General features: G+C 55.3%; 22 protein-coding genes. 12 read left to right on the top strand and 10 right to left on the bottom strand.

Annotated elements, in window-relative coordinates; genetic code table 11:
* Positions 1-555: 555 nt before the first annotated feature.
* From EPE01S_RS15060 to mntR, 5 genes are all read right to left on the bottom strand, one after another.
* Positions 556-2,106 (bottom strand): efflux transporter outer membrane subunit, encoded by a 1,551-nt coding sequence (locus EPE01S_RS15060; RefSeq protein ID WP_062746631.1) that lies wholly within the window; start codon positions 2,104-2,106, stop codon positions 556-558.
* Position 2,107: 1 nt separating this feature from the next.
* Positions 2,108-3,676: a DHA2 family efflux MFS transporter permease subunit gene (locus tag EPE01S_RS15055; protein WP_062746629.1), complete on the bottom strand. Its 1,569-nt coding sequence runs from the start codon at positions 3,674-3,676 to the stop codon at positions 2,108-2,110.
* On the bottom strand, positions 3,673-4,803 hold the full coding sequence (locus tag EPE01S_RS15050; RefSeq protein ID WP_062746628.1) for an HlyD family secretion protein: 1,131 nt from the start codon (positions 4,801-4,803) through the stop codon (positions 3,673-3,675). Before EPE01S_RS15050 ends, EPE01S_RS15055 begins: the two co-directional genes overlap by 4 nt.
* A 109-nt stretch (positions 4,804-4,912) precedes the next feature.
* Positions 4,913-6,028 carry an SLC13 family permease gene (locus tag EPE01S_RS15045; protein WP_062746625.1) on the bottom strand — a complete coding sequence of 372 codons (1,116 nt, stop codon included), beginning with the start codon at positions 6,026-6,028 and terminating at the stop codon, positions 4,913-4,915.
* Between the two features lie 119 nt (positions 6,029-6,147).
* A complete protein-coding gene (mntR, locus tag EPE01S_RS15040) occupies positions 6,148-6,597 on the bottom strand; it encodes a manganese-binding transcriptional regulator MntR (protein WP_062746622.1) in 450 nt (149 codons plus the stop codon).
* A gap of 145 nt (positions 6,598-6,742) precedes the next feature.
* Between mntR and EPE01S_RS24225 the strand changes: the two genes are divergently transcribed.
* Together EPE01S_RS24225 and EPE01S_RS15035 are read left to right on the top strand one after the other, a co-directional pair.
* Positions 6,743-6,892 (top strand): hypothetical protein, encoded by a 150-nt coding sequence (locus EPE01S_RS24225; protein WP_478279991.1) that lies wholly within the window; start codon positions 6,743-6,745, stop codon positions 6,890-6,892.
* Positions 6,893-7,123: 231 nt separating this feature from the next.
* Positions 7,124-8,704, top strand: coding sequence for a phosphoethanolamine transferase (locus EPE01S_RS15035; RefSeq protein ID WP_062746620.1), 1,581 nt, complete (start codon positions 7,124-7,126; stop codon positions 8,702-8,704).
* A 92-nt stretch (positions 8,705-8,796) separates the two neighbouring features.
* Here the strand turns inward: EPE01S_RS15035 and ompX are convergent, their stop codons facing one another.
* Complete coding sequence (gene ompX, locus EPE01S_RS15030) at positions 8,797-9,306, bottom strand: outer membrane protein OmpX (protein WP_062746618.1); 510 nt, start codon at positions 9,304-9,306, stop codon at positions 8,797-8,799.
* Positions 9,307-9,681: 375 nt separating this feature from the next.
* Between ompX and rhtA the strand changes: the two genes are divergently transcribed.
* The 6 genes from rhtA to ybiO all read left to right on the top strand — a co-directional run bounded on the left by rhtA (position 9,682) and on the right by ybiO (position 16,405).
* Positions 9,682-10,578: a threonine/homoserine exporter RhtA gene (gene rhtA / locus EPE01S_RS15025; protein WP_062746615.1), complete on the top strand. Its 897-nt coding sequence runs from the start codon at positions 9,682-9,684 to the stop codon at positions 10,576-10,578.
* A 355-nt stretch (positions 10,579-10,933) separates the two neighbouring features.
* The gene (dps, locus tag EPE01S_RS15020; RefSeq protein WP_062746613.1) at positions 10,934-11,437 is read left to right on the top strand and encodes a DNA starvation/stationary phase protection protein Dps; all 504 of its coding nucleotides are present in this window, start codon (positions 10,934-10,936) and stop codon (positions 11,435-11,437) included.
* Between the two features lie 373 nt (positions 11,438-11,810).
* Positions 11,811-12,557 (top strand): glutamine ABC transporter substrate-binding protein GlnH, encoded by a 747-nt coding sequence (gene glnH, locus EPE01S_RS15015; RefSeq protein ID WP_062746611.1) that lies wholly within the window; start codon positions 11,811-11,813, stop codon positions 12,555-12,557.
* Positions 12,558-12,648: 91 nt separating this feature from the next.
* A complete protein-coding gene (gene glnP, locus EPE01S_RS15010; RefSeq protein WP_062746608.1) occupies positions 12,649-13,308 on the top strand; it encodes a glutamine ABC transporter permease GlnP in 660 nt (219 codons plus the stop codon).
* A complete protein-coding gene (gene glnQ / locus EPE01S_RS15005) occupies positions 13,305-14,027 on the top strand; it encodes a glutamine ABC transporter ATP-binding protein GlnQ (RefSeq protein WP_062746606.1) in 723 nt (240 codons plus the stop codon). Before glnP ends, glnQ begins: the two co-directional genes overlap by 4 nt.
* Positions 14,028-14,149: 122 nt before the next feature.
* The gene (gene ybiO, locus EPE01S_RS15000; RefSeq protein WP_084344211.1) at positions 14,150-16,405 is read left to right on the top strand and encodes a mechanosensitive channel protein; all 2,256 of its coding nucleotides are present in this window, start codon (positions 14,150-14,152) and stop codon (positions 16,403-16,405) included.
* 5 nt (positions 16,406-16,410) lie between these two features.
* Here the strand turns inward: ybiO and rlmF are convergent, their stop codons facing one another.
* Positions 16,411-17,340, bottom strand: coding sequence for a 23S rRNA (adenine(1618)-N(6))-methyltransferase RlmF (gene rlmF, locus EPE01S_RS14995; RefSeq protein WP_062746604.1), 930 nt, complete (start codon positions 17,338-17,340; stop codon positions 16,411-16,413).
* A 104-nt stretch (positions 17,341-17,444) separates the two neighbouring features.
* Between rlmF and EPE01S_RS14990 the strand changes: the two genes are divergently transcribed.
* Together EPE01S_RS14990 and EPE01S_RS14985 are read left to right on the top strand one after the other, a co-directional pair.
* Entirely contained in the window at positions 17,445-18,077 is a 633-nt protein-coding gene (locus EPE01S_RS14990; RefSeq protein WP_062746736.1) for a flavin reductase family protein, read from the top strand.
* An 83-nt stretch (positions 18,078-18,160) separates the two neighbouring features.
* Positions 18,161-18,682 carry a 5' nucleotidase, NT5C type gene (locus tag EPE01S_RS14985; RefSeq protein ID WP_062746602.1) on the top strand — a complete coding sequence of 174 codons (522 nt, stop codon included), beginning with the start codon at positions 18,161-18,163 and terminating at the stop codon, positions 18,680-18,682.
* A gap of 46 nt (positions 18,683-18,728) precedes the next feature.
* On the opposite strand, the gene hutG is transcribed toward EPE01S_RS14985, so the two are convergent.
* Both hutG and hutI read right to left on the bottom strand, forming a co-directional pair.
* The gene (hutG, locus tag EPE01S_RS14980) at positions 18,729-19,514 is read right to left on the bottom strand and encodes an N-formylglutamate deformylase (protein WP_062746600.1); all 786 of its coding nucleotides are present in this window, start codon (positions 19,512-19,514) and stop codon (positions 18,729-18,731) included.
* A complete protein-coding gene (hutI, locus tag EPE01S_RS14975; RefSeq protein ID WP_062746598.1) occupies positions 19,511-20,728 on the bottom strand; it encodes an imidazolonepropionase in 1,218 nt (405 codons plus the stop codon). The genes hutG and hutI overlap by 4 nt, the downstream gene beginning before the upstream one ends.
* 81 nt (positions 20,729-20,809) lie before the next feature.
* Between hutI and EPE01S_RS14970 the strand changes: the two genes are divergently transcribed.
* Both EPE01S_RS14970 and EPE01S_RS14965 read left to right on the top strand, forming a co-directional pair.
* Entirely contained in the window at positions 20,810-22,165 is a 1,356-nt protein-coding gene (locus tag EPE01S_RS14970) for a formimidoylglutamate deiminase (protein WP_062746596.1), read from the top strand.
* Positions 22,162-22,737, top strand: coding sequence for a HutD/Ves family protein (locus tag EPE01S_RS14965; RefSeq protein ID WP_062746594.1), 576 nt, complete (start codon positions 22,162-22,164; stop codon positions 22,735-22,737). Before EPE01S_RS14970 ends, EPE01S_RS14965 begins: the two co-directional genes overlap by 4 nt.
* 6 nt (positions 22,738-22,743) lie before the next feature.
* Here EPE01S_RS14965 and hutC read toward each other — a convergent pair whose 3' ends face one another.
* Positions 22,744-23,499 carry a histidine utilization transcriptional repressor HutC gene (gene hutC / locus EPE01S_RS14960; RefSeq protein WP_062746592.1) on the bottom strand — a complete coding sequence of 252 codons (756 nt, stop codon included), beginning with the start codon at positions 23,497-23,499 and terminating at the stop codon, positions 22,744-22,746.
* Between the last annotated feature and the right edge of the window lie 149 nt (positions 23,500-23,648).

Below are 23,648 nucleotides of genomic sequence, written 5' to 3'. Positions count from 1 at the left end.
GAATCATTATGTGGTGGATCGTTCACCGCCTCTGCGAACCAATTTAGATCATTTTTTTCATTTTAATTAACAATGAAAATTAAATTTTGAGGCTTACATCCCACTATTTCATTATATTTGCGATACAAGTCACAGATACGCGCCATTTACGTTGTAATGGTGTGATCCAAATGCAGCAAATATAATTTGAGAACATTTCATCTCATCATAAATAATCCTCTCTCGTTTCATTTTTAAGTCTGTCAGGATAGAAACACATCAACTTCATGACAGTAAAACATCATCAATAAACAAAATAAGCTATTTATATCAATGAATTAAATCCATGATAGAGAGTTTTCATATAAACGACTTTATCTATCACCCTGCAATCTATCGCTCTCATGTCGGCTGGCAGAGCATGGGATAAGAGGTTTACGTGGACAGGCACTGATAAAAAAGCCTCAAAGGCATGAAAGCAGGGCAACTAATGTGGGTATGTTTGTCAGGAGGTGGTGGAGGAAAAAAAGCGTGGCTGTCAGGCGACAGCCACGCGGGATGAACAACAGAACCGGATTACTGCGGATTTTCTGCCGGGCCGAATACCGAATAATTCGGCAACGCCACATTTTGATACGCTTCCCAGCCACCGCCGAGCGCTTTATACAGCGCCACCAGATCGAGCGTGCTTTGCACCCGCGCCTGTTCGGCCTGCTGCTGCGCCTGTGCCAGCTGGCGCTGTGCGTCCAGCGCCTCAATAAAGGTGGAGATCCCCTGACGATAACTGTCGCTGGCGAGGTTGAAGGTACTCTGCAACGCTGCCACGGTATCGTCCAGCCCGTCCACCTGCTGCTGATCGCTGCGGTAGCTAACCAGCGCATTCTCCACATCCTGCAGTGCGGTCAGCACCGTCTGACGGTAGCCCAGCGCCGCGCTGGCCTGCTGCGCGCGGGCCAGTTTCACGCCGGAGACCAGCCTGCCGCCCTGGAAGATGGGAATGGTCACCGAGGGGCCATAACTGTAAAAATTACTGCTCCAGTTATCCAGGTAGCTGGCATCGCTGTTGCGCATGCCAAACTGCCCGGTCAGGGAGAAACTGGGAAAGAGCTGTGCGACGGAAACGCCGATATTCGCCGTGGCAGCATGAAGCCTGGCTTCAGCCTGCCGCACATCGGGGCGGCGACGCGCCAGTTCCGACGGCACGCCGACCGGGATTGCTTTGGGCAGAACGGGCAGCGGTTTCACCGTCATCAGTTCGGCATCCAGCGCCCCCGGGATTTTGCCCGTTAATACAGCCAGGCCATTCATCGCCTGATGGATCTGCGCCTGATACTGCGGCATCTGGGCCCGCAGCGAGTTAACCTGTGCGCGGGCATTTTCCACATTCGTCTGCGGAGCCAGCCCGTTACGCTGCTGGCTCTGCGTCAGCTCCAGCGTCTGCTGCGCCACATCGAGCTGAGTCTGCAGAGTTTGCGTGATGGCCTGTGCCCCGCGCAGTTGCAGATAGGCCCGGGCCACTTCCGCTTCTAATGACACCAGTGCGTCATTACGCTCTTCCACCGACTGCTGCTGCTGCGCGTCAGCCATCTCCACCTGACGGCGAACTTTACCCCACAGATCCAGCTCCCACGAGGCGTCAAAGCTCCCCTGATACAGGCCAACGGGCTTCGACAGGCTGTCGAGCGCCGGGCGAAGCTCCGTCTCACTGTTCGCCTGATCTATCTGGTCATAGACACCTTCAGACTCCAGCTCGCCTTTAATCCCTAACTGCTGACGGGTAAAGCGAGCGTTACCGTTCACCGAGGGTGCCCAGGCACCGCGCGCCTGATTAAGCTGCTGTCGCGCGCCGGCAATGCGCAATACCGCTTGCTGCAGGGATAAGTTCCCTTTCACCGCCCGTTCAATCAGACTGTCCAGCTGCGGATCGTTGAACGTTTTCCACCAGTTTGGGTTCGCCGACGCCGCCAGCGGCGCAGACCCCCCGTCAGACTGCATACTGTTAAAACGTGACGGCGTAGTGGGCTTCGGTGACTGATAGTCGGGGCCCACAGCGCAGCCACTCAGCGTCAGCGCCACGGCCACCAGTACACAACTGCGCGAACGCAAATAAGAAGAAGGAACGTTCATGTCAGTGTGCTCCCGCACTGCCCTGGCTTTTAATCGGGGCCAGCAGCAGACAAAATGGAATAAGGACAAGGGCAACAATACTCAGGCCCATAAAGACATCAATGTAGGCGAGGAAACGCGCCTGGACGATCATCTGCTTGTAGAGTTGCCCGGTGGCAATCGTGACCGGATCGCCCGCCATATGCACAAAATCTCTCACTCCCTGAGCCCAGCGCTCCACCGCCAGATTAAAGGGCTCATTGAGTGGGGTCATATTATCCACCAGTTGCGCGCTACGCGCCTGTGAACGCTCGGTAATCATCGCCGTAGAGAGCGAGATGCCAATCGAACCAGCTACGTTACGGAACATGGTAAACAGCGCTGAAGCGTCCGCATTCAGCCGCTGCGGGATGGTGACAAAGGCAATGGTCGTCAGCGGCACAAACAGGAAGCCCAGACCGATGGTCTGGAAGCTGCGCATAATCACCAGCGAAGTAAAATCGATATCCGGGGTCAGCGTTGACGAGTAGATAAACGACACGCCGAGCAGCAAAAAGCCGAAGGCGATCAGTATTCGCGTCTGGATGATCGGCATCAGCTTCAGCACCAGCGGGATAGACAGTACGATCAGCACGGCTCCGGGCGACAGCACAAGCCCGGACAGGGTGGCGGTATAGCCCAGATCCTGCTGCGCCAGCTGCGGGATGACCACCGAGCTGCCATACAGAATGGCGGCCATGCCGGCCATCAGCAGACAGGCCACCGCAAAGTTGCGATCCTTCAGCACATGCAGGTCAACCACCGGCCTTTTAGCGTACATCAGCCAGTAAATTGCCCCGACAATGCCGGTCAGCGCCAGCAGCGCGAAAGTAACAATAAAGCTGGACTGGAACCAGTCTTCATCTTCCCCGCGATCCATCATCACCTGCAGGCAACCCAGGCCCAGGGTGATCAGGCTGATACCGATATAGTCGACGCGCAGCTTGCCCTTCGCCCATTTACGCTCCCACGGCGGATCTTCCAGCAACTGGTAAATGGCCAGCACGCTGAGAATACCCACCGGAATATTGATGAAGAAGACCCACCGCCAGCTGTAGTTATCGGTGATCCAGCCCCCCAGCGTCGGGCCCAGCACCGGGGCCACGATAATGGCAATCGAAGACAAACCAAAGGCCTTGCCGCGATCCTCAGGCTTAAAATAGTCCAGCAGTACCGACTGCTGCACCGGCTGCAGTCCACCGCCAAAAAAGCCCTGTAAAATGCGGAACAGGATAATCTGCCACAGCTCGGTGGCGATACCGCAGAGAAAAGAACAGACCGTAAACATCACAATGCAGATCAGGAAAAACTGTTTTCTCCCCAGCAGGCGGCTGAGGAAAGCAGAAATGGGCAGGACGATGCCGTTGGCGACCAGATAAGAGGTCAGTACCCAGGTGGATTCGTCGTAGCTGGCAGACAGTGACCCCGCCACGTGCGGCAGGGCAACATTGACGATGGTGGTGTCCAGGATCTCCATAAACACCGCCAGCGTCACCGTCATCGCCACCAGCCACGGGTTACTGGCGGGCTTCCAGCTCTGCGCGGAATTCATTCCAGCGTGACCTTCGGTTCAACCGACAGACCAATCGGCAGCGGACGGTTCGGGTCAAGCCCTTTATCAATGACGATTTTCACCGGTACGCGCTGAACGATTTTCACGTAGTTGCCGGTGGCATTCTCAGACGGGAAAGCCGAGAAACGCGAGCCACTACCCATCTGCACACTGTCGACGTGCCCTTCCAGCTTCATGTCCGGCCAGGCGTCGACGCCAATTTCAACTTTGTCGCCCGGCTTCATTCGGGCCAGCTGTGACTCTTTAAAGTTAGCCACAATCCACACGTCCGGAGACACCAGAGAAAATAAGGACGAGCCTGCCTGTGCCAGCGTCCCGACCTGCACATTACGCTTAGTCACAAAACCATCGTAAGGGGCACGAACCTCGGTGTAGGAAAGATTGAGGTTGGCGGTATTAAGCTGTGCCTGGGCCTGTTCAACCTGGCTCTGACGTGCCTCAACATTGGTTTCCTGCTGACGGATTTGCAGTGCGACCTGAGAAGCTACCTCAACCTGAGCCTGGGCATTCGCCAGTTCCGCTCTGGCACTGCGTAACTGGGCGTTCGCCGTATCAATATTCCGCTGTGACGTCGCCCGGGGGTCGACGCCGCGCTGACGTTTATCATCCGCCTGGGCGTTCATATAATTTGCCTGGGCGCGCGCTAACTGTGCCAGCGCCTGGTCTTTCTGTGCCGGATACTGCACTTTAGCCAGCGCCAGCTGTGCCTGCGCCTGATGCAGTTGTGCCTGAGCCAGCCCCAGCTGTGCCTGCGCCTGTTCGCGCTGGGCAGTGGTATCCCTGGGGTCAATCACCACCAGCAGATCGCCCTTCTTCACCCGCTGGTTGTCCTTTACCCTCAGCTCGGTGACATAGCCGGACGCTTTAGGCGCAATAGTGACAGCATCGGCTTCGGTAAAGGCATCGTCAGTAGTTTCAATATTACGGGTGGTCAACCAGAACCACAGCGCCACCACCAGCATCAGGAGGATCACTATCGCCAGAATAATCAGCGGCTTTTTGCCGGGACGTTTGCGCTGAACCTCTTCATCTTCATGTGAAGAGCCATTTTGATGCTGGTTTTCATCATCGGGTACGGAAGGTGTTTGATTAGCCATAGTATCCATCAGTAAAAAGTCCCCTGTTCAGGGGACGCAATTTTTTCAGTCTGGTATAACCATAGGGCTAAAATTGACAAATGCCAGGGTTTCCTGACAAAAGCAGAATTGCCTGACGTCAGGAAGCATGAATAAACAAAAACAATCCCCACCCGGTGAGCAGCGCCCAAAGCAACATAGGCACCGAATAGAGATGAAAGTGCCACCAGATGGCGCGATCTTTCGCCATCCGCAACGCGATCAGATTCGCCAGCGATCCCGGCAGCAGGCCAAAGCCACCAATGTTCACCGCCCAGGCCAGCAGCACAGACGGAGGGAGGCTGCTCAACAGAAGGATCGTTGCCGGGACATTACTGATCACCTGCGACAGCCCCGCCGCCATCAGAAACTGCCCACCCTGTGATAATTGCCCCGTCGTCTGTAACAACGACTGGATGGCTGGCAGCCGGGTAAGTAAAAAGACATCGATAAACATCACGATAAACACCACCAGCAGACTCCAGTCGATCCCCAGCAGGATACGACGGGCCATCACCAGGAAAATCGCAAATACCAGCAGCAGCCCCCAGACAGCGAAATCAAGCTCCAGCGCGACGATAAACAGCAGATACAGTACCGCACTGGTATACAACAGAGAGCGCTGCCACGTTGCCGCGTCCTGTTCCTGATGGCGCTCAATTTTCTTTGCACGAAAACAGAAGACCGTCAGCAACAGCAGGCTGGCGACCAGCCATCCGGCCAGCGGCAGCATCTGAACAATAAATCCGGCAAACCCGGCATCACCATGACGCCACAGCAGGATATTTTGCGGGTTACCGATCGGCGTCAGTAGCGAACCGGCATTCACCGCCAGCGCTTCGAAGATAATCAGCCGGGCAACCGGCAGCGCAGAGTATTTACGCAGAGACAGGGTGAGCGGCACCAGAATAAACAGCGCCACATCGTTCGTCAGGAAGGTTGAAAGCAGCGCCGCTGCCGCGACCAGGAACAATGCCAGCTGGCGCTGATGGCTGAACCCCTGCACCAGGCGTCGACCCAGCACATCAAAATAGCCGCTGGCTTCGATGCCCTTGGTCAGCATCAGCAGGCCGGAAAGCGTGATAATGGTCGGCCAGTCAACAGCAGCCGGCAGTTCAGCCAGCTGGAAGGGAACAAAACAGGCCAGTATCAGCCCCAGGACTACCAACAGATGCAGAAAATGATCGTGCAAAAAAGGTCTTAGCAATGAGGTCATGCTGGCGCGCCATGTTATGTCCCGACATTCTGACGCTGTATTACAGGGAATCCGGCCTGCGGGTGCGCTCCTCAGGCGGTTGCAGACAGCGTCAGTGATCGGGGATAAATAAAGGGGGGTTAACGACTTTCGCTAAATTTTTTGAAGATTGCCAGTGTTTCATCACTGACATGATGTTCAATACCTTCGGCATCACGGCGGGCGGTGTCGGGGCTGATCCCCAGCGCCAGCAGAAAGGTTTCAACAATATGATGGCGTTCGCGACTCTCTTCTGCCAGTTTTTCTCCTTCCGGCGTCAGGAACACGCCCCGGTAAGGCACCTGCTCAACCAGTCCCCCGGTCGCCAGGCGTTTCAGCATTTTGGCCACCGTCGGCTGCGACACGCCCAGACGGGCGGCCATATCGACCTGGCGGGCCTCTCCAAATTCTCGGATCAGATCGGAGATCAACTCGACATAGTCATCGATCAATTCACGGCGGTGCGCTTCCCGCACCTGGCGGAAGCCTTCGACATGCTCTTCAATATCTTTCAGTGGCGCGGGCACTGCAATTTTTGCGCGACGACTCATTAAGCTTCCTCTTCTTATCAACCGACGCATTATATACCGAAAAGCCGCACCAGTCTGTTGTGGCACACAGTGTAAACGAACCGCGGGCCAGCACAAAATTTAGCATCTTAGCTATGGCTATAGGGTATAGCCTGTGCTATACCTGATGATAATTCGTTCATATCCTGACTGCCCGGAGGGACATCAGATGAAAGTACCGCTGTTATTAAGATTATTTTGCCGTTCGCCGTTTACACTGCGACTGATGCTGCTGGAAATGCTGGTCAATTCGAAGCCTGCCGGTCAGGCTTCTTAACCCGCCAGCGCCGTAACTGACTATTTTGTCAGCGACTTCACAGAACTTATTGATATTGCTGGTTGCCTTTCAGTAAAACAGCGATTATCGTGCCAGCCTTTCGTTAAGAGTGCAGGCCGATTGGGCACCACCCCACCCCATCCCCCCTTATCTGACGAGTAGTATCAGGCAGTCAGCCACTTCAGCGTCGAACTGAGCGGCCGCTATAGATCTCCCTAATAAGAACCAATAATGAATCTGACATTAATTAAAACTGCGTCCGCAGGCCGTTATCGTGCCTGGATTAGCCCGTATGTTGGGCTGTATTTGCTGTTGTCCGCCCTGATTAACCTGGCCTTTGGCTACCCGATAAGCGGTTTATACACGCTGGCGTTTACCGCGCTACTGGTATTGCTGGCGGCCGTCGCGCTAACGTCACAGAAAATATTGATCGCCGCCTGTGCGACCATTGCCGGCTTTTACTATCCCTTTGGTCAGGTCTATGGCCCACCTAATTTTAATACCCTGCTGGCACTGCACGCGACAAACGTGGAGGAAGCCAGTGAAATCCTGCTGATCTTCCCACTGCACGACTATGTTATCGGGCTGGCCATCCTTATCGTGGGCGCGGTAGCCCTGATGCGTAAACCCCGGGTAAAACAGCCCTGGGGACACCCGGAAAGCGCCTGTCTTGCCTTCGTGCTGGTTGCCTTGATAACCCAGCCCGTGATCAATCAGCTGACAGGGGGGGTATTTAACCTGAAAGATACCGGCTTCCCGATGGCACGCTTTGTAAAAGATACGATTGAAAGCAAGCTTTCAGTCGATAAAGAGATTGACCGCATGAACCAGCTGGCCACGCTGAAAGATGACTGGCATGTGACCAGCGTTAAGCCACAGCAGCAAATTTATGTGGTGGTCATTGGTGAAAGTGCCAGGCGGGATGCGCTTGGGGCATTTGGCGGGCGCTGGGATAACACCCCCTTTGCCAGCCAGCTGAACGGACAATTTTTTACCCACTACACTTCAGCGGCCTCCTCAACGCAAAAATCCCTGGGCCTGACCCTGACCCAGGTGGTGGACGGTAAACCTGAATATCAGAACAATATTATTACGCTGGCCAACCGTGCTGGTTTTGATACCTGGTGGTTGTCCAATCAGGGGCAGATTGGTCAGTTTGATACACCGATAGCCAGCATTGCCCGCCGGGCGAAAAACGTGCATTTTCTTAAAAACGGCGACTTTGAAGCCGATAAAGCGACTCGCGATGAAGACCTGCTGAATTTTACTCCGGCGGCGCTGACCCATCCGGTCGATCGCCCTCGTCTGCTGGTGTATCACCTGGTCGGTTCTCACCCGAAAGCCTGCGACCGGACGCGGGGGCGCTACGTGGAGCGCCTGCACTCACTGGAGACTTCCTGTTACCTCTACAGCGTGACCCAGACCGACGGTTTCCTGCAGCAGCTCTGGCAGCAGTTGCACAGCAGCGGACTGACTTTTTCGATGATCTATTTTTCCGATCACGGGCTGGCTTTTAAAGAAAAAGGCACCCGCAACGAATACCTGACCCACGATGATAAATACCGGCAGAATTTTGAGGTGCCTATGTTTATCAGCTCAGGCAATGATCGTCGCCATCAGAAAATTGCCACACCCCGTTCGGCCAATGATTTTATGATGCTGTTTTCACAGTGGACCGGGATCCAGAGTCAGGAAATCGTGCCGCGCTATCGCTTTATTTCAGAAGATAAAGGCCCGGCTATTGAGGTGACCAACTTTGCTCTCAAGCGTCTGCCGTTTAGCCAGCTACAGCAGGATCCCTTTGCGAAATAAGCAGTAAAAGGCTGGCCTTCAGACAAAAAAAATCCGCCCCGGGGGGCGGATTCTTCAACGTCAGTCCGGATAACGGACTTGCGGTTAGCAACTTAGAAGCTGTAACCTACGCCAGCAGTCCAGGTGCCAACGTCAACGTTGCGGATACGGCTCTGCTCGTAACCCACGTCCAGAGCGATGTCCTGGATTGGGTTGAACTGCAGGCCAGCACCGTAGGAGAAACCTACGTCGCTTGAATTATAACGCTCACGGTTTGGTTCGTTGTACTGGTATTTGCCATAGCCGATACCAACAACACCGTAGATGCTTGCCCAGTCATTCAGACGGTAAGCTGGACCACCAGTGATGCCATAGTACTGGCCCTTGATGTAGTCGCCTGCATCAGTACGATCTTTCTCAGTGTAAGTGAAAGAACCGATCCAACCCAGTGCATCGCTGCCGTTTTCGTAGCGGTACTTCAGGTTGAAACCGTTAGCTTTGTTTGCCACGCCCTGGTAATCGCTCTGAGCGTAACCACCGGTAACGGTGCTCTGTGCCATTGCTGAACCAGCAGATACTGCCAGAACGCAAGCTAATGCTGAAAGACATGCAATTTTTTTCATAACCACCTCAAATGTGAAAGTACTTCTCTCCTGACAACGCTGAAAATATAACAAAAATCAGCAAGAAACTCTGCCCTGATTTTGTTGTCTAAGAGAATGTTTGGTGTAACAGAAAGTTAATGATCGCATCTATGTCATTCTTTTTTCTTATAATTCCCGCATTTTAACGCCTGATCATTTCGTGTGTAAAAAAACCGTCATTGAGATAAATCCTAATCATTTCTGACAATTCTTTACTGAACTGGTACTGAATTTTAAGAAAACCGAACTTTTCGCACGGAATATTCTTCGCCAATACTGAGATTACCCGAGCCTTTCAGTACACTGTCAACGCAAACTCTCCTCATAAACGGAACATTAAGGCGGGAACACCGGATGTCCTCTTCACGCGTTATCAATTCAGTCTGGCTACCTGTCATGGTGCTTGTGATTGCCATGATCTCTATTCAGGGCGGTGCCGCGCTGGCTAAAACCCTCTTCCCAACCGTTGGTGCGCCAGGTATTACCGCCCTGAGGCTGGGGCTGGGCACGCTGATACTATGTGCCATCTTTAAGCCATGGCGGCTGCGTTTTGCGCGGCAGCAAATTGTCCCGCTGGTGATATATGGTCTGGCTCTGGGGGGCATGAACTACACCTTCTATTTATCGATACAAACCGTCCCCCTGGGTATTGCTGTGGCGCTGGAATTTACGGGTCCACTGGTGCTGGCACTTGCCGGCTCGCGCCGCCCGCTCGATTTTCTCTGGGTGGCACTGGCCGTCACCGGGCTGATTTTCCTGCTTCCGATCGGACACAATATCAACAGTATTGATCCCATCGGCGCGCTGTACGCGCTGACCGCCGGTGCCCTGTGGGCAGTTTATATCCTGTCGGGCAAACGGGCAGGCAGCCAGCACGGCCCGGCTACCGTCGCGGCCGGTTCACTGATCGGTGCGCTGGTCTTCGTCCCGCTGGGGCTGGTATATGCCAACCCCGGAATATGGACGCTGTCACTGATCCCGATTGGCCTGGCGATCGCCGTCCTGTCCAGCGCCCTGCCCTACTCGCTGGAGATGGTAGCCCTGACCCGTCTGCCTGCACGTACTTTCGGGACGCTGATGAGTCTGGAGCCCGCGATGGCCGCGATGTCCGGCATGCTGTTTCTTGGCGAACAGCTGACGCTGGTACAGTGGCTGGCCCTGCTGGCGATTATTACCGCCTCTGCAGGTTCGACCCTGACCATGCGCCCGCCCAAGCGTGACATTGACCCGGTAGGGGAAATCAGGGAATAAAATTAACAGCAGCAGCGAAAATACATTCACGGTGGGTGACTGCCCGCCATCGTTATTTTTTAGCAAATTTCGCCATTCATTGGTTAATTTAAGCGCAATGAAACACTTTGTTATTAATATAATCAACCTGAATTAAAAAATTTTAAAAAAATCAAATAAAACAAGGTGATAAATAAAAATAACAAATGAAAATCATTCGCATTTTTATTCTGTATACCGATTAACGGCCTCTGTTTACTCAACCGGGGCCTGCTATTCCAGCAATAGGCAGTATCTTTCCTGCAAGGTTAAAAATGAGTGCTATACTTATTCCCGTATTCAATTAGGACAACCTGACTTCAAGAGGATATTAATGATGAGTACCGCTAAACTGGTTAAAGCAAAATCTTCTGATCTGATTTACACCCGTAACGACGTGGCCGAAGACGACAAAAAAGCCACCATTGAGGTGCTTAATCGTCTGGTTATTGAATTTATCGATCTGTCCCTGATCACCAAGCAGGCCCACTGGAATATGCGTGGCGCTAACTTCATCGGCGTGCATGAGATGCTGGACGGCTTCCGCACGGCGATCACGGAACATCAGGACACCATCGCGGAACGCGTTGTGCAACTGGGCGGTGTGGCGCTGGGGACTACGCAGATTGTGGCGGACAGAACCCCTCTGAAAAGCTACCCGCTGAACATCCACAGCGTGCAGGATCATCTTAAAGCACTGGCTGACCGCTACGGCATCGTGGCTAATGATGTCCGTAAAGCGATTGGTGAAGTCGCTGATGAAGACACTGCGGACATCTTTACCGCCGCTTCCCGCGATCTGGATAAGTTCCTGTGGTTTATCGAATCTAACATCGAATAACGTCACTCCTGTCCGTGACATTATGGGGTGATATTGCTCACCCTTTTAGAAACAGAGGAATATATCCTCTGTTTTTTTTTGCTTTTCTTGTTCAAAAGTAAGACGTCAGCGACATTTAATTGCTACCCCCCGCCACTATCTGTTGTTTTTATCCCGCAATTTGCTAAAACTGCTGCTGCACCACAATAAACATAACGCACCATAACGGGGCACCAAAAAAGTGCACCACAGTGAACCCTGCCAACAGCATGAAGAAAAACTGCATCCAACACCCTGTTTTTCAACAAATTTTACAAGTTGGCACGAATATTTCATAGGGCTGCGGGCATTTAATCGGAAAAGACCTTTCCCGAGAAGCGATAAGGATAAAATGATGAAGTCAATTTTTAAGGTTTCTCTTGCTGCGCTGACATTAGCGTTTGCCATGTCTTCCACGGCTGCTGACAAAAAACTGGTTGTTGCTACCGATACCGCTTTCGTGCCTTTCGAATTCAAACAGGGCGATAAATATGTCGGTTTCGACATTGACCTGTGGGACGCGATCGCGAAACAGCTGAACATGGAATATACCCTGAAACCTATGGATTTCAGCGGCATCATCCCCGCACTGCAAACCCGTAACGTTGACCTGGCTCTGGCCGGGATCACCATTACCCCAGAGCGCCAGAAAGCCATTGATTTCTCAGACGGCTACTACAAAAGCGGCCTGTTAGTGATGGTGAAAGCCGGCAATGATGCCATTAAAAGCATCAATGATCTGAACGGCAAAGTCGTGGCAGTCAAGAGCGGCACCGGGTCGGTTGACTACGCTAAACAACACATCAAATTTAAAGATCTGCGTCAGTTCCCGAACATCGATAATGCCTACATGGAATTAGGTACAAACCGTGCCGATGCGGTTCTGCACGATACGCCAAATATTCTTTACTTCATCCATACCGCAGGCAAAGGCCAGTTCAAAGCCGTCGGTGACTCTATTGAAGCCCAGCAGTACGGCATTGCCTTCCCGAAAGGCAGCGATGAATTGCGCGAAAAAGTTAACGGCGCACTGAAAACGCTGCGCGATAACGGCACCTATAACACTCTCTACAAAAAATGGTTCGGCAGCGAACCTAAATAATAAGAATAATACCGCCGTACTTAAACGCAGGAGTGTGATGCCCCTGCGTTTTTTCCACATCAACAAAATGGTTTAGATCCGGAGAATAAACATGCAGTTTGACTGGAGCGCCATCTGGCCTGCAATTCCAATCCTGCTTGAAGGCGCCAAAATGACCCTGTGGATTTCGGTCCTCGGTCTGCTTGGTGGTGTCATCATCGGTCTGGCTGCGGGCTTTGCCCGTGCCTACGGTGGCTGGCTTTCACGCAACATCGCGCTGGTTTTCATTGAACTGATCCGTGGCACGCCGATTGTGGTGCAGGTGATGTTTATCTATTTCGCCCTGCCTATGGCCCTGCCGGACTTCAGGATTGACCCGTTCACCGCTGCTGTGGTGACCATCATGATCAACTCCGGTGCTTATATCGCTGAAATCACCCGTGGCGCAGTTCTGTCCATTAACCGTGGCTTTCGTGAAGCCGGTCTGGCACTGGGCCTCTCCAGCCGTGAGACGCTGCGCTACGTGATTATGCCGCTGGCGCTGCGCCGCATGCTGCCCCCGCTGGGTAACCAGTGGATCGTCAGCATTAAGGACACTTCGCTGTTTATCGTCATTGGCGTGGCAGAACTGACCCGTCAGGGGCAGGAAATTATTGCCGGTAACTTCCGCGCGCTGGAAATCTGGAGCGCCGTCGCTGTTATCTATCTGATTATCACGCTGGTGCTGAGTTTTGTTCTGCGTCGCCTTGAGAGAAGGATGAAAATCCTGTGATTGAATTTAAAAATGTATCCAAGCACTTTGGTGCTACCCAGGTTCTGCATGATATCGACCTGAAAATTAATCAGGGTGAAGTGGTGGTGATTATCGGCCCTTCCGGCTCAGGTAAGTCAACGCTGCTGCGCTGTATCAATAAGCTGGAAGAGATCACCAGCGGTGAGCTGATTGTCGATGGCAAGAAAGTGAATGATCCGAAAGTGGACGATCGGCTAATCCGCCAGGAAGCCGGCATGGTGTTTCAGCAGTTCCATCTGTTCCCACAGATGAGTGCGCTGGACAACGTGGCTTTCGGGCCGATCCGCGTGCGCGGCGCGAAGAAAGAAGAAGCGCAGCGTCTGGCACGTGAACTGCTGGGCAAAGTCGGCCTGGCTGAACGGGCTAACCACTTCCCTTCCGAGCTGTCCGGTGGCCAGCAGCAGCGCGTGGCGATTGCCCGTGCACTGGCAGTGAAGCCCAAGATGATGCTGTTTGATGAGCCGACCTCTGCCCTTGACCCGGAACTGCGCCACGAAGTACTGAAAGTGATGCAGGATCTGGCCGAAGAGGGGATGACGATGGTGATCGTGACCCATGAAGTCGGCTTCGCGAAGAAAGTGGCCTCACGCCTGATCTTCATCGATAAAGGCCGTATTGCCGAAGATGGTAACCCTGACGAGTTGATCTCCAACCCGCCAAGTGCTCGTCTGCGAGAGTTCCTGCAGCACGTGTCGTAATCCCTTCAGGGGCGAACCCGCGTTCGCCCCTGCTTTCGCCTTTGTCTTAAAAAATTTGCTTTTCTCCCTGCCCCGCCTGAGGGACTATACTTTTCTGCTGCGCGCCACCACAGGAGAAGAGGATGTCTGGGTTCGCCACGCCATTGCGTATCTTTTTATTTATGCTGTTGCTCACCGGTTTTACTCCCCCTGGTCACACCGTTACGTTGCCCGCCGCCGCTGTGGCCGCCTCACAGTCTCAGCCAGCGCCTGACAGCCAGGCAGAGCCGGATATCGCAGAGAAAAAAGCCGCCTACGCCGCGCTGGCTAACATCCTGGAAAACGATCGGTCGCGCCAGGCGCTGATCGATCAGCTCCGTTCCGCATCCTCCACGCCGGACAGCGTGAAAGAGCCCGTGCTGACGCCCCCCACGGAAGAGGAAGACAAAACCGTGCTGCAGGGCGTTACTGATGTCAGCCGTCATTTTGGCGGGGAATTTGCTTCGCGCCTGCAACAGCTCCACCACAATATTGCTAATGCCCCGCACAAGCCGTTTAATCAGCAGACTTTTTTTAACGCTCTGCAGCATTTCGCCATGCTGGCGGCGGGTCTTTTTGCGTTTTACTGGTTAATTCGCTGGGCGGTGACACCGCTTTATCGCCGTATGGGGGCCTGGGGCCGTCAGAAAAATGCCGACCGCCGCAGCTGGCTGCATTTGCCAGCGATGATCGCTGCAGCCTTTGTCATCGATCTGCTGCTGCTGGTACTGGCGCTGTTTGTCGGGCAGATCCTCAGCGATAATATGAATGCAGGGAGCCGCACCATTGCCTACCAGCAGGGTCTGTTCCTCAATGCCTTTGCCCTGATCGAATTCTTTAAAGCCATCCTTCGTCTGTTGTTCTGCCCGCGTTATCCGCAGCTGCGCTTCTTCCACCTCAGCGACGCGCGAGCGCACTACTGGAACACGCGCCTGAGCTGGTTAAGCGGGCTGATTGGCTACGGCCTGCTGGTTATCGTGCCAATTGTGTCTAATCAGGTGAACGTGCAGGTGGCCGCGCTGGTCAATGTCGCGGTGATGGGGGTGATGACCGTCTGGGCGCTGTATCTGATATTCCATAATAAACGCAATATCCAGCTTGAGCTGACGCGCCTTGCCGACCGTTCACTGGCCTTCTTCGCGCTGTTTATTCGTGCCTTTTCACTGGTCTGGCACTGGCTGGCCAGTGCCTATTTTATCGCGCTGTTTCTGTTTTCAATGTTCAACCCCGGCGACAGCCTGAAATTTATGATGGCAGCGACCGTGCGTTCACTGGCGATCGTCAGTGTGGGCGCGCTGGTATCCGGGATGCTGACGCGCTGGATCAGTAAAACGATCGTGCTGTCACCGGAACTGCGACGCAGTTATCCGGAACTGCAAAGTCGGGTGAACGGCTGGGTCTCTGCGATGCTCAAGCTGGCACGCATTATCACTGTCTTTGCCGTCACCCTGCTGCTGCTCAACGCCTGGGAACTGTTTGACCTGTGGCACTGGCTGACGGTGGGGGCGGGAGAGAAACTGGTGGATATTATCATTCGCATTGTCATGATCCTGTTCTTCTCTGCGGTGGGCTGGACGCTGCTGGCAAGCCTGATTGAGAGCCGTCTGGCCTCCGATTCTCACGGCCGCCCGATGCCCAGCGCGCGTACCCGCACGCTGCTGACGCTGTTCCGCAATGCGCTGGCGGTGATCATCAGTACCATTACGATTATGATTCTGCTGTCAGAGATTGGGGTCAATATCGCACCGCTGCTGGCAGGGGCCGGGGCACTGGGTCTGGCGATCTCCTTCGGCTCACAAACGCTGGTCAAAGACATTATTACCGGGGTGTTTATACAGTTCGAAAATGGTATGAACACCGGTGATCTGGTGACCATCGGGCCGATCACCGGCACGGTGGAACGGATGTCGATCCGATCCGTTGGCGTCCGTCAGGATACCGGGGCTTATCATATTATTCCCTGGTCTTCGATCACCACCTTCGCCAACTTTGTTCGCGGCATCGGATCGTTTGTCGCCAATTATGATGTTGACCGGCGGGAAGACGCGGAGCGCGTTAACGCCACGCTTCAGGCCGCGGTACAGGATCTGCTGGAAGATGAGAACATTCGAGGCATGGTGATCGGTGAGCCGTCATTCTCGGGCCTGGTGGGGTTAACCGATCGGTCATTTACCGTCCGCGTGTCGTTTACCACCCAGCCGCTGAAACAGTGGACGGTACGTTTTGCACTGGACGCCAGGGTGAAAAAACACTTTGATGCGGCAGGGATACAAGCCCCACACCAGACGGTGCAGGTGATGCAAAGCGGGCCTCTGGCTGACGGCGCTGCCGGTATGGCAGCTCTCGAGGCCCCGCAGTAAAAGGGTTATTTACTCAGTAAGCGGGTACGCTGTGGTTGCTCCATAAAGCTCCAGGCAAGGAAGCGGCTCTGTTTCTGCCCTTGTGCCATTTCCACGGTACGCATGGCGGCAACCTCTGCCTCTTCCAGTGCCCGCCACAGGTCCGGCAGGTGCTCCTTACGCGATACCAGCGTGGTGAACCACACGCACTGGCGGCCGAAGCGGGCGCTCTCATCGATCATCCGGTTGATGAACGCGACTTCGCCGCCTTCACACCACAGTTCATCCTGCTGCCCGCCGAAGTTAAGCGGCGAATGGCGATCGAGTCCCAGATTGCGCAGTTTGCGCTGGCTTCCCTGGTGCGCATCGGCGGCAGAGGCATGGAACGGCGGGTTACACAGCACGGCCTGATACAGCTCGTTTTTGTGAATTACACCGTTAAAAATCGCGTTAGTCTCTTTCTGACGTCGCAGACGAATGGCGCGGTTGAGCCCCGGGTTTGCTGCGATAATGGCATTCGCAGAAGTCATTGCCTGCTCATTCACTTCGCTGCCGGTAAAGCGCCACTGGTATTCACTGTGGCCGATCAGCGGATAGATCAGGTTAGCGCCACAGCCAATATCCAGAACGTTAATATCACGAGGTACGACGCGGCGGTTATCTTCCGCCAGCAGGTCAGCCAGATGATGAATATAGTCAGCACGCCCTGGCACAGGCGGGCAGAGGAAACCTTCCGGGATATCCCAGTGGGCAATCTGATAAAAATGGCGCAGTAACGCCTGGTTCAGCGCTTTCACCGCGTCCGGGTTGGCAAAGTCGACGGACTCGCTGCCCCAGTTATTGACCGCCACGAACGGTGCCAGTGGCGGGTGGCTGGCAATCAGCGCAGCAAAATCATAACGGCCGCGATGGCGGTTGCGTGGGTGAAGCACATTTTTTTCAGCAGGGGTTTTCATTGGCAATTCTCTTATCAGCAGGCGCGTAAGATACCTGCTGTGATAATAATGGTAAACCACCGGTGACGTTTTTCCGTCTTAACCTGTTTATTTTTGGAGCCCGTATGTCCCGCACTCGTTATTCCTATCAGCCCAAACAGGGCCACGGCCTGCCGCACGATCCGCTGAATGCGATTATTGGCCCGCGTCCGATTGGCTGGATCAGTTCGCAGAATGCAGCCGGGCAGCGCAACCTTGCCCCTTACAGCTTTTTTAACTGCTTTAACTACCGGCCGCCGGTGATTGGCTTTGCCAGCAGCGGCTGGAAAGACAGCGTTGCAAATATTGTGGAAACCGGTGAGTTTGTCTGGAACCTGGCGACGCGCTCGCTGGCGGTTCCGATGAACGAGAGTTCAGCATCGCTGGCCCACGGCGAAGATGAATTTGCTTATTCCGGTCTCACCGCCCTGCCCGCCAGCCTGGTTAACGTCAGTATGGTGGCGGAAAGCCCGGTTAACTTCGAATGCCGGCTGTCTCAGTGTATTCAGTTAACCACCGCTGACGGCGAACAAATTCCCAGCTGGCTGGTTCTGGGTGAAGTGGTGGCGGTGCATATTGATGATGCGCTGCTGGTCGAGGGTATCTACCAGACAGCGCAGGCCGAACCGATCCTGCGTGCTGGCGGCCCTTCTGCCTATTACGCCATCAGTGAAGCGCTGCGCTTTGATATGGTCAGGCCGGACGCACGCAACAGCTGAGAGCTTAACCTGCGCGCTGACCTCACAGGCGGGCTTTTTTTGCTATGATGGCGGCTCTGAAAACCGTTTGTCATGGAGTGATTATGAAACGCATCGCCATCGATATGGATGAAGTTATCGCTGATTTTCATCCTAAGATGTTAACCACATGGAACGCGCATTTTTCACAGCAGCTGACGCTGGATGAGCTCAACCTGTTTAATCTTCATCAGGAAGATCCGGCAAAACTGGTCGAGATTTTTGAGCTGGTCGGCGATCCGGCATTCTTTGCCGATCTCGGCGTCATTGCCGACAGCCAGCGGGTGATCGCCAGCCTGAGTGAACATTATGAGATCTTTATCACCACCGCGGCGATGGAAGTCCCGACCTCTTTTAATGCCAAGTTTCAGTGGCTGAAGACCCATTTCCCGGCGATTAAGCCCAGCAACATCGTGTTCTGTGGCAATAAAAGCATTATCAATGCCGACTATATGATCGATGACAATGTGATTAACTTCGCCCACTTCTGCGGGGAAGGCATTCTCTATTCGGCCCCGCATAACCGTCATGTGACGGGTTACCGGCGTGTAGAGAACTGGCGGGAAATTGAAACCCTGCTGCTCTAGGGCAAAAATAAGGGCGCAACCATGTTGCGCCCGACGCGGCGACCGCTTAATGAGGGCCCTTTAGCAGGGTGCCGATCAGTTGCCTGAGCAACGGCTGCAGCCTGGCCGCTTTATCCTCACGCCAGCCGAAAGGCGGCTGTTCATCCATGTAGTTACACTGTGCCAGCTCCAGCTGTATGGCGTGCTGACCCGCTTCTGGCCTGCCATACGCACGGGTAATATACCCCCCTTTAAATCGCCCGTTCAGCACCCAGCTAAACGCAGACTGTGCCTGGCAGCATTCCGTCAGCCGCCGGGTGATCGCCGTGCTGCAGCTGACGCCGTCGTTAGTTCCCAGGTTCATATCCGGCAGCTGGCCGTCAAATAATCGCGGGATAACGGAGGCAATCGAATGGGCATCAAACAACAGCGCATAGCCATGCTGCTGTTTGAGACGTGCCAGCTCTTGCTGAATGTTGTTATGGTACGGCTGCCAGATGTTGTGCAAATAGCCTTCACGCTGCGCTGGCGTTGGGGTTTTCCCCGGGATAAAGGTGGGCGTACCGTCAAACAGCGTTTCCGGATACAAACCCGTGGTGGCCGTGGTGTAGAGCGCCTGATTATCCGGTGGTCGATTGAGATCAATCACAAAGCGGGAGTAGTTACCCACCAGCACGCTGATGCCCATTTCACGAGCAAAATCGTACAGCTGAGGAATATGCCAGTCGGTATCCGGCAGGCCCCTGGCGGCTTCGCTTAATCCCGCCTCGACTTCCGGTGTCAGTTGCGTCCCCGCATGGGGAATACTGAGCAGCAGCGGCAGCGTGCCGGCGCTGAACTGAAAGGCATTCATCGCTCTTCTCCCTTGTAGATGACCCGGCAGGGCAACTGCCCGCCAAGCCAGTAAACCAGTTCAGCTGGACGGGCAAGCGGCCAGTGAACGAAATCGGCCCGCTTGCCGCTTTCCAGCGATCCCAGACGGTCATCGAGTCCCAGCGCCCGCGCACCGTGGAGCGTCACCCCGGCCAGCGCCTCTTCCGGGGTCAGACCAAACAGCGTACAGCCCATATTAAGCATTAGGCGCAGGGAGAGCGCGGGAGAGGTGCCCGGGTTAGCGTCACTGGCCAGCGCCATCGGCACCTGGTAGCGGCGAAACAGCTCAACGGGTGGCCGCTGCGTCTCACGCAGCAGATAGAAAGCCCCCGGCAGCAGGACGGCTACCGTGCCATGTTGTGCCATCGCCGCCACATCGCTTTCTGTGGCGTATTCCACATGGTCAGCAGACAGGGCGTTGAATTCAGCGGCAAGGGTACTCCCTCCCAGCGGCGAGAGCTGCTCCGCGTGCAGCTTCACCGGCAGCCCCAGTGCCTGAGCGGCTGTAAACACCCGCCGCACCTGTTCGGGCGAAAACGCCAGATGTTCGCAGAACGCATCAACCGCGTCGGCCAGGCCTGCGGCGGCAACCTGGGGCAGAAGCTGGTCGCAAATGACGTCAACCCAGGCGTCAGGCTGATGCTGATACTCCGGTGGCACCGCATGCGCGGCCAGACAGGTGGCCTGAATCTGCACGGGCATCTGCTGCGCCAGCTGTCGGATGGCCTGCAACATGCGCAGTTCACTGGCGACTTCAAGTCCGTAGCCGGACTTGATCTCGACGGTGGTTACCCCTTCGGCCAGCAGGTGCACCAGGCGCTGGCGGGCGCTGGCCACCAGCCCGGCCTGGGAAGCCGCCCGCGTTTCGCGAACGGTGGAAAGGATCCCACCGCCTGCGGCGGCAATGTCGCTGTAGCTGACACCGTTCAGACGTTGTTCAAATTCATGGCTGCGATCGCCGCCGAAAACCAGATGCGTATGGCAGTCTACCAGGCCTGGCGTCACAATCCCGCCGCCCAGATCGGTGCGCTGGTCAGCCTGAATATGAGCGCTGTGCGATTCAGGGCCGACCCAGACAATCTCTTCGCCGCTGACGGCAATCGCGCCCTGTTCAATGATGCTGTAACGCCCCCCCTGCATGGTAACCATATCAGCCCCATACCAGAGATGGTCACAGTTGAGTTGCTGGTTCATCCGCTCTCCCACGTTGCGCACTTTACTGTTAATGCATAAGTATGTATATGTATATACAACCACAATGCACAGGAAGCAACCATGACTCGCTTTTTTGCGCCCCGCGCCCTGCTGGCTGCCGGCTGGCAACACAATGTTGTGATCGAGGTCGACCCACAGGGGATGATCCTCGCCACTACCGCCAACAGTACGCCAGAGGGCGCACAGCGTCTTAATGGCATTGTGCTCCCGGCGATGGCTAACCTGCACTCACATGCGTTTCAACGCGCCATGGCCGGGCTGGCTGAAGTCGCCGGCGATCCGCAGGACAGCTTCTGGACCTGGCGTGACCTGATGTACAGGATGGTGCAGCGCCTGTCGCCGCAACAGGTCGGTGCGATTGCCACCCATCTCTATATTGATATGTTGAAAGGCGGCTATACCCAGGTTGCCGAATTCCACTATCTGCACCATCAGCCCGACGGGCATCCCTTTTGCGATGATGCCATGTTGCAGCAACTGATCCTCGCCGCTGAGCAGAGCGGCATCGGCCAGACGCTGTTGCCGGTACTCTACAGCTATGCCGGATTTGGCAGCCAGCCTGCGCAACCGGGGCAAAAGCGTTTTATCCAGGATACTCAACAATATCTTGCCCAGCAGCAGCGCCTGCAAACGCTGATTGCCGGGCGACCGCTGCATAATCAGGGGGTCTGTTTCCACTCCCTGCGCGCCGTCAGTGAACGGCAGATGCGGGAGGTACTGGACAACAGCCCCGGCGACTGGCCCGTGCATCTCCATATTGCCGAACAGGAAAAAGAGGTTAACGACTCACTGGCCTGGAGCGGCGAACGGCCGGTCAGCTGGCTGCTGGATCGCTTTGACGTCAACCCTCGCTGGTGTCTGGTTCACGCCACTCACCTGGATGAGGATGAAATCCGCCGGCTTGCCGCCAGTCAGGCCGTCGCGGGTCTGTGCCCCACCACCGAAGCGAATCTGGGTGACGGTATCTTCCCGGCGACGGAGTATGTGGCACAGGGTGGACGCTGGGGCATTGGCTCAGACAGTCATGTGTCGCTGGACATCGTGGAAGAGCTGCGCTGGCTGGAATACGCCCAGCGCCTGCGGGATCGCCGCCGCAACCGGATTGTCACGGCACAGCAGGCTTCGGTGGGCGACGTCCTCTTTCAGCAGGCGCTGGCCGGCGGCGCACAGGCCTGTGGGGTGAAAACAGGTAGCCTGCAGCCCGGTTTCCGCGCGGACTGGCTGGTGCTGGGCGGGGATGCGCTGCTGGACAATACACCGGACGTATCGCTGCTCAATCGCTGGCTGTTTGCCGGGCAGCGCACGCAAATTCAGGATGTCTTCGTGGCCGGTCAGCAGCGTATCACCGCTGGTCAGCATGCCCGCCAGGCAGAGACGGATGCCGGACTGCGTGACGCGCTGGAGGCGCTGCGATGATCCATCTTTATGACAGCAACAGGCTCAGGGTAACGCCATGGCGTAACGGCGGCGGGGAAACACGGGAGATCATCAGTTACCCTCCCGGTTCGCCAGATTTTGACTGGCGTATCAGCATCGCCACTATTGCTGCAGACGGCGAATTTTCATCGTTTCCCGGTATCGACCGTATCATTACGCTGCTGAGTGGCGACGTCCTGCTCTACCGACATGGCACACTGTACCAGCGGCTGGCACTGCATCAGCCGTTTGCTTTTGCCGGAGAAGAACCGATTGCGGCCCGCCTGTGCGGTCAGACCAGCACTGATTTTAACCTGATGGCACGACGCAGCGCTTATCACCCGGCGGCTGGCATAACGACCGCACGTTTTGCTCCGGCCAGCGCCGTGGCGGGCGTGGTCTATGTGCTTGCCGGGCAGTGGCAGCATCAGCAAACGCTGCTGTCAGCCGGTCAGGGGGCCTGGTGGGAGAACCACGGCGGGGCTTTTATTCCGCTCTCTGCCGACGCCCGGCTGCTGTGGGGCACGCTGGAAACCCGGGAGCAGGCAATGCCTCTGCGGCTCGAAGTATAACGGCTGTCAGCCGTGACCTTTAAAGCGTCCCAACAGCTTATAGCGCGAACCGGGATAGAGCAGGCGCGCATAGGTAACAATTTTCCCGTCACTCCAGGTCTGGCGACGGATCAGCAGGCAGGGCTCCTGCGCCTCAATCGCCAGATGGTGGCACTGCTGAACATCGGGCAGAACCGCTTCGACAATATGCTCCCCCGCCGTCAGCGGTGCCACGCGCATCAGATAGGTATAGGGCGTCTGATTAGCGTAATCCTGCTGCAGATAATCCGGGGCCATCTGCGGATTGACCAGACGATCTTCCAACTGCACCGGCTGCTCATTTTCATAGTGCACCATCAGCGAATGAAACAGCGGCTGACCGGGGGTTAACCCCAGCACGGCGGCCTGTTCCGGGTCGGCTTTCGTTTCACACAGCGTCAGAATTTTGCAGCTGTGACGGTGGCCGCGCTGGGCAATCTCTTCCGCGATGTTATGCACTTCCAGCATAGCGGTGTAGCCCTTCACCTCCGCGACAAACGTCCCGACCCCCTGCATACGGATCAGATAGCCTTCGCTGGTGAGCTCACGCAGCGCACGGTTAATGGTCATCCGGCTTACGCCGAGCTCATTGACCAGCTCGCTCTCTGACGGTACCCGCTGATTGGCTTTCCACACCCCTTCGCTGATCTGGCTGATGATAGCCTGTTTAACACGCAGGTAAATCGGGGCAGGCTGATCGCTCATGGCTGCGGAAAGTTGAGAAATGGCAGTCTGACCGACCATGGAGATTTCCTTAATGTTCTGATTACGGCAGTTTACTGGCTAAATTCTGATATGTATAGACATCCTCCCTGCCCTGTTATCCGGCGCTCTGCCCTCAGGTGGTGCAGCGGAGAAACGTTTCAGCCAGTGGCCTTTCCCTTCCAGGGCGT

The sequence above is a fragment of the Erwinia persicina NBRC 102418 genome (assembly GCF_001571305.1).
GTDB lineage: Bacteria > Pseudomonadota > Gammaproteobacteria > Enterobacterales > Enterobacteriaceae > Erwinia > Erwinia persicina.
This window is presented reverse-complemented; position numbering and strand designations above follow the sequence as displayed.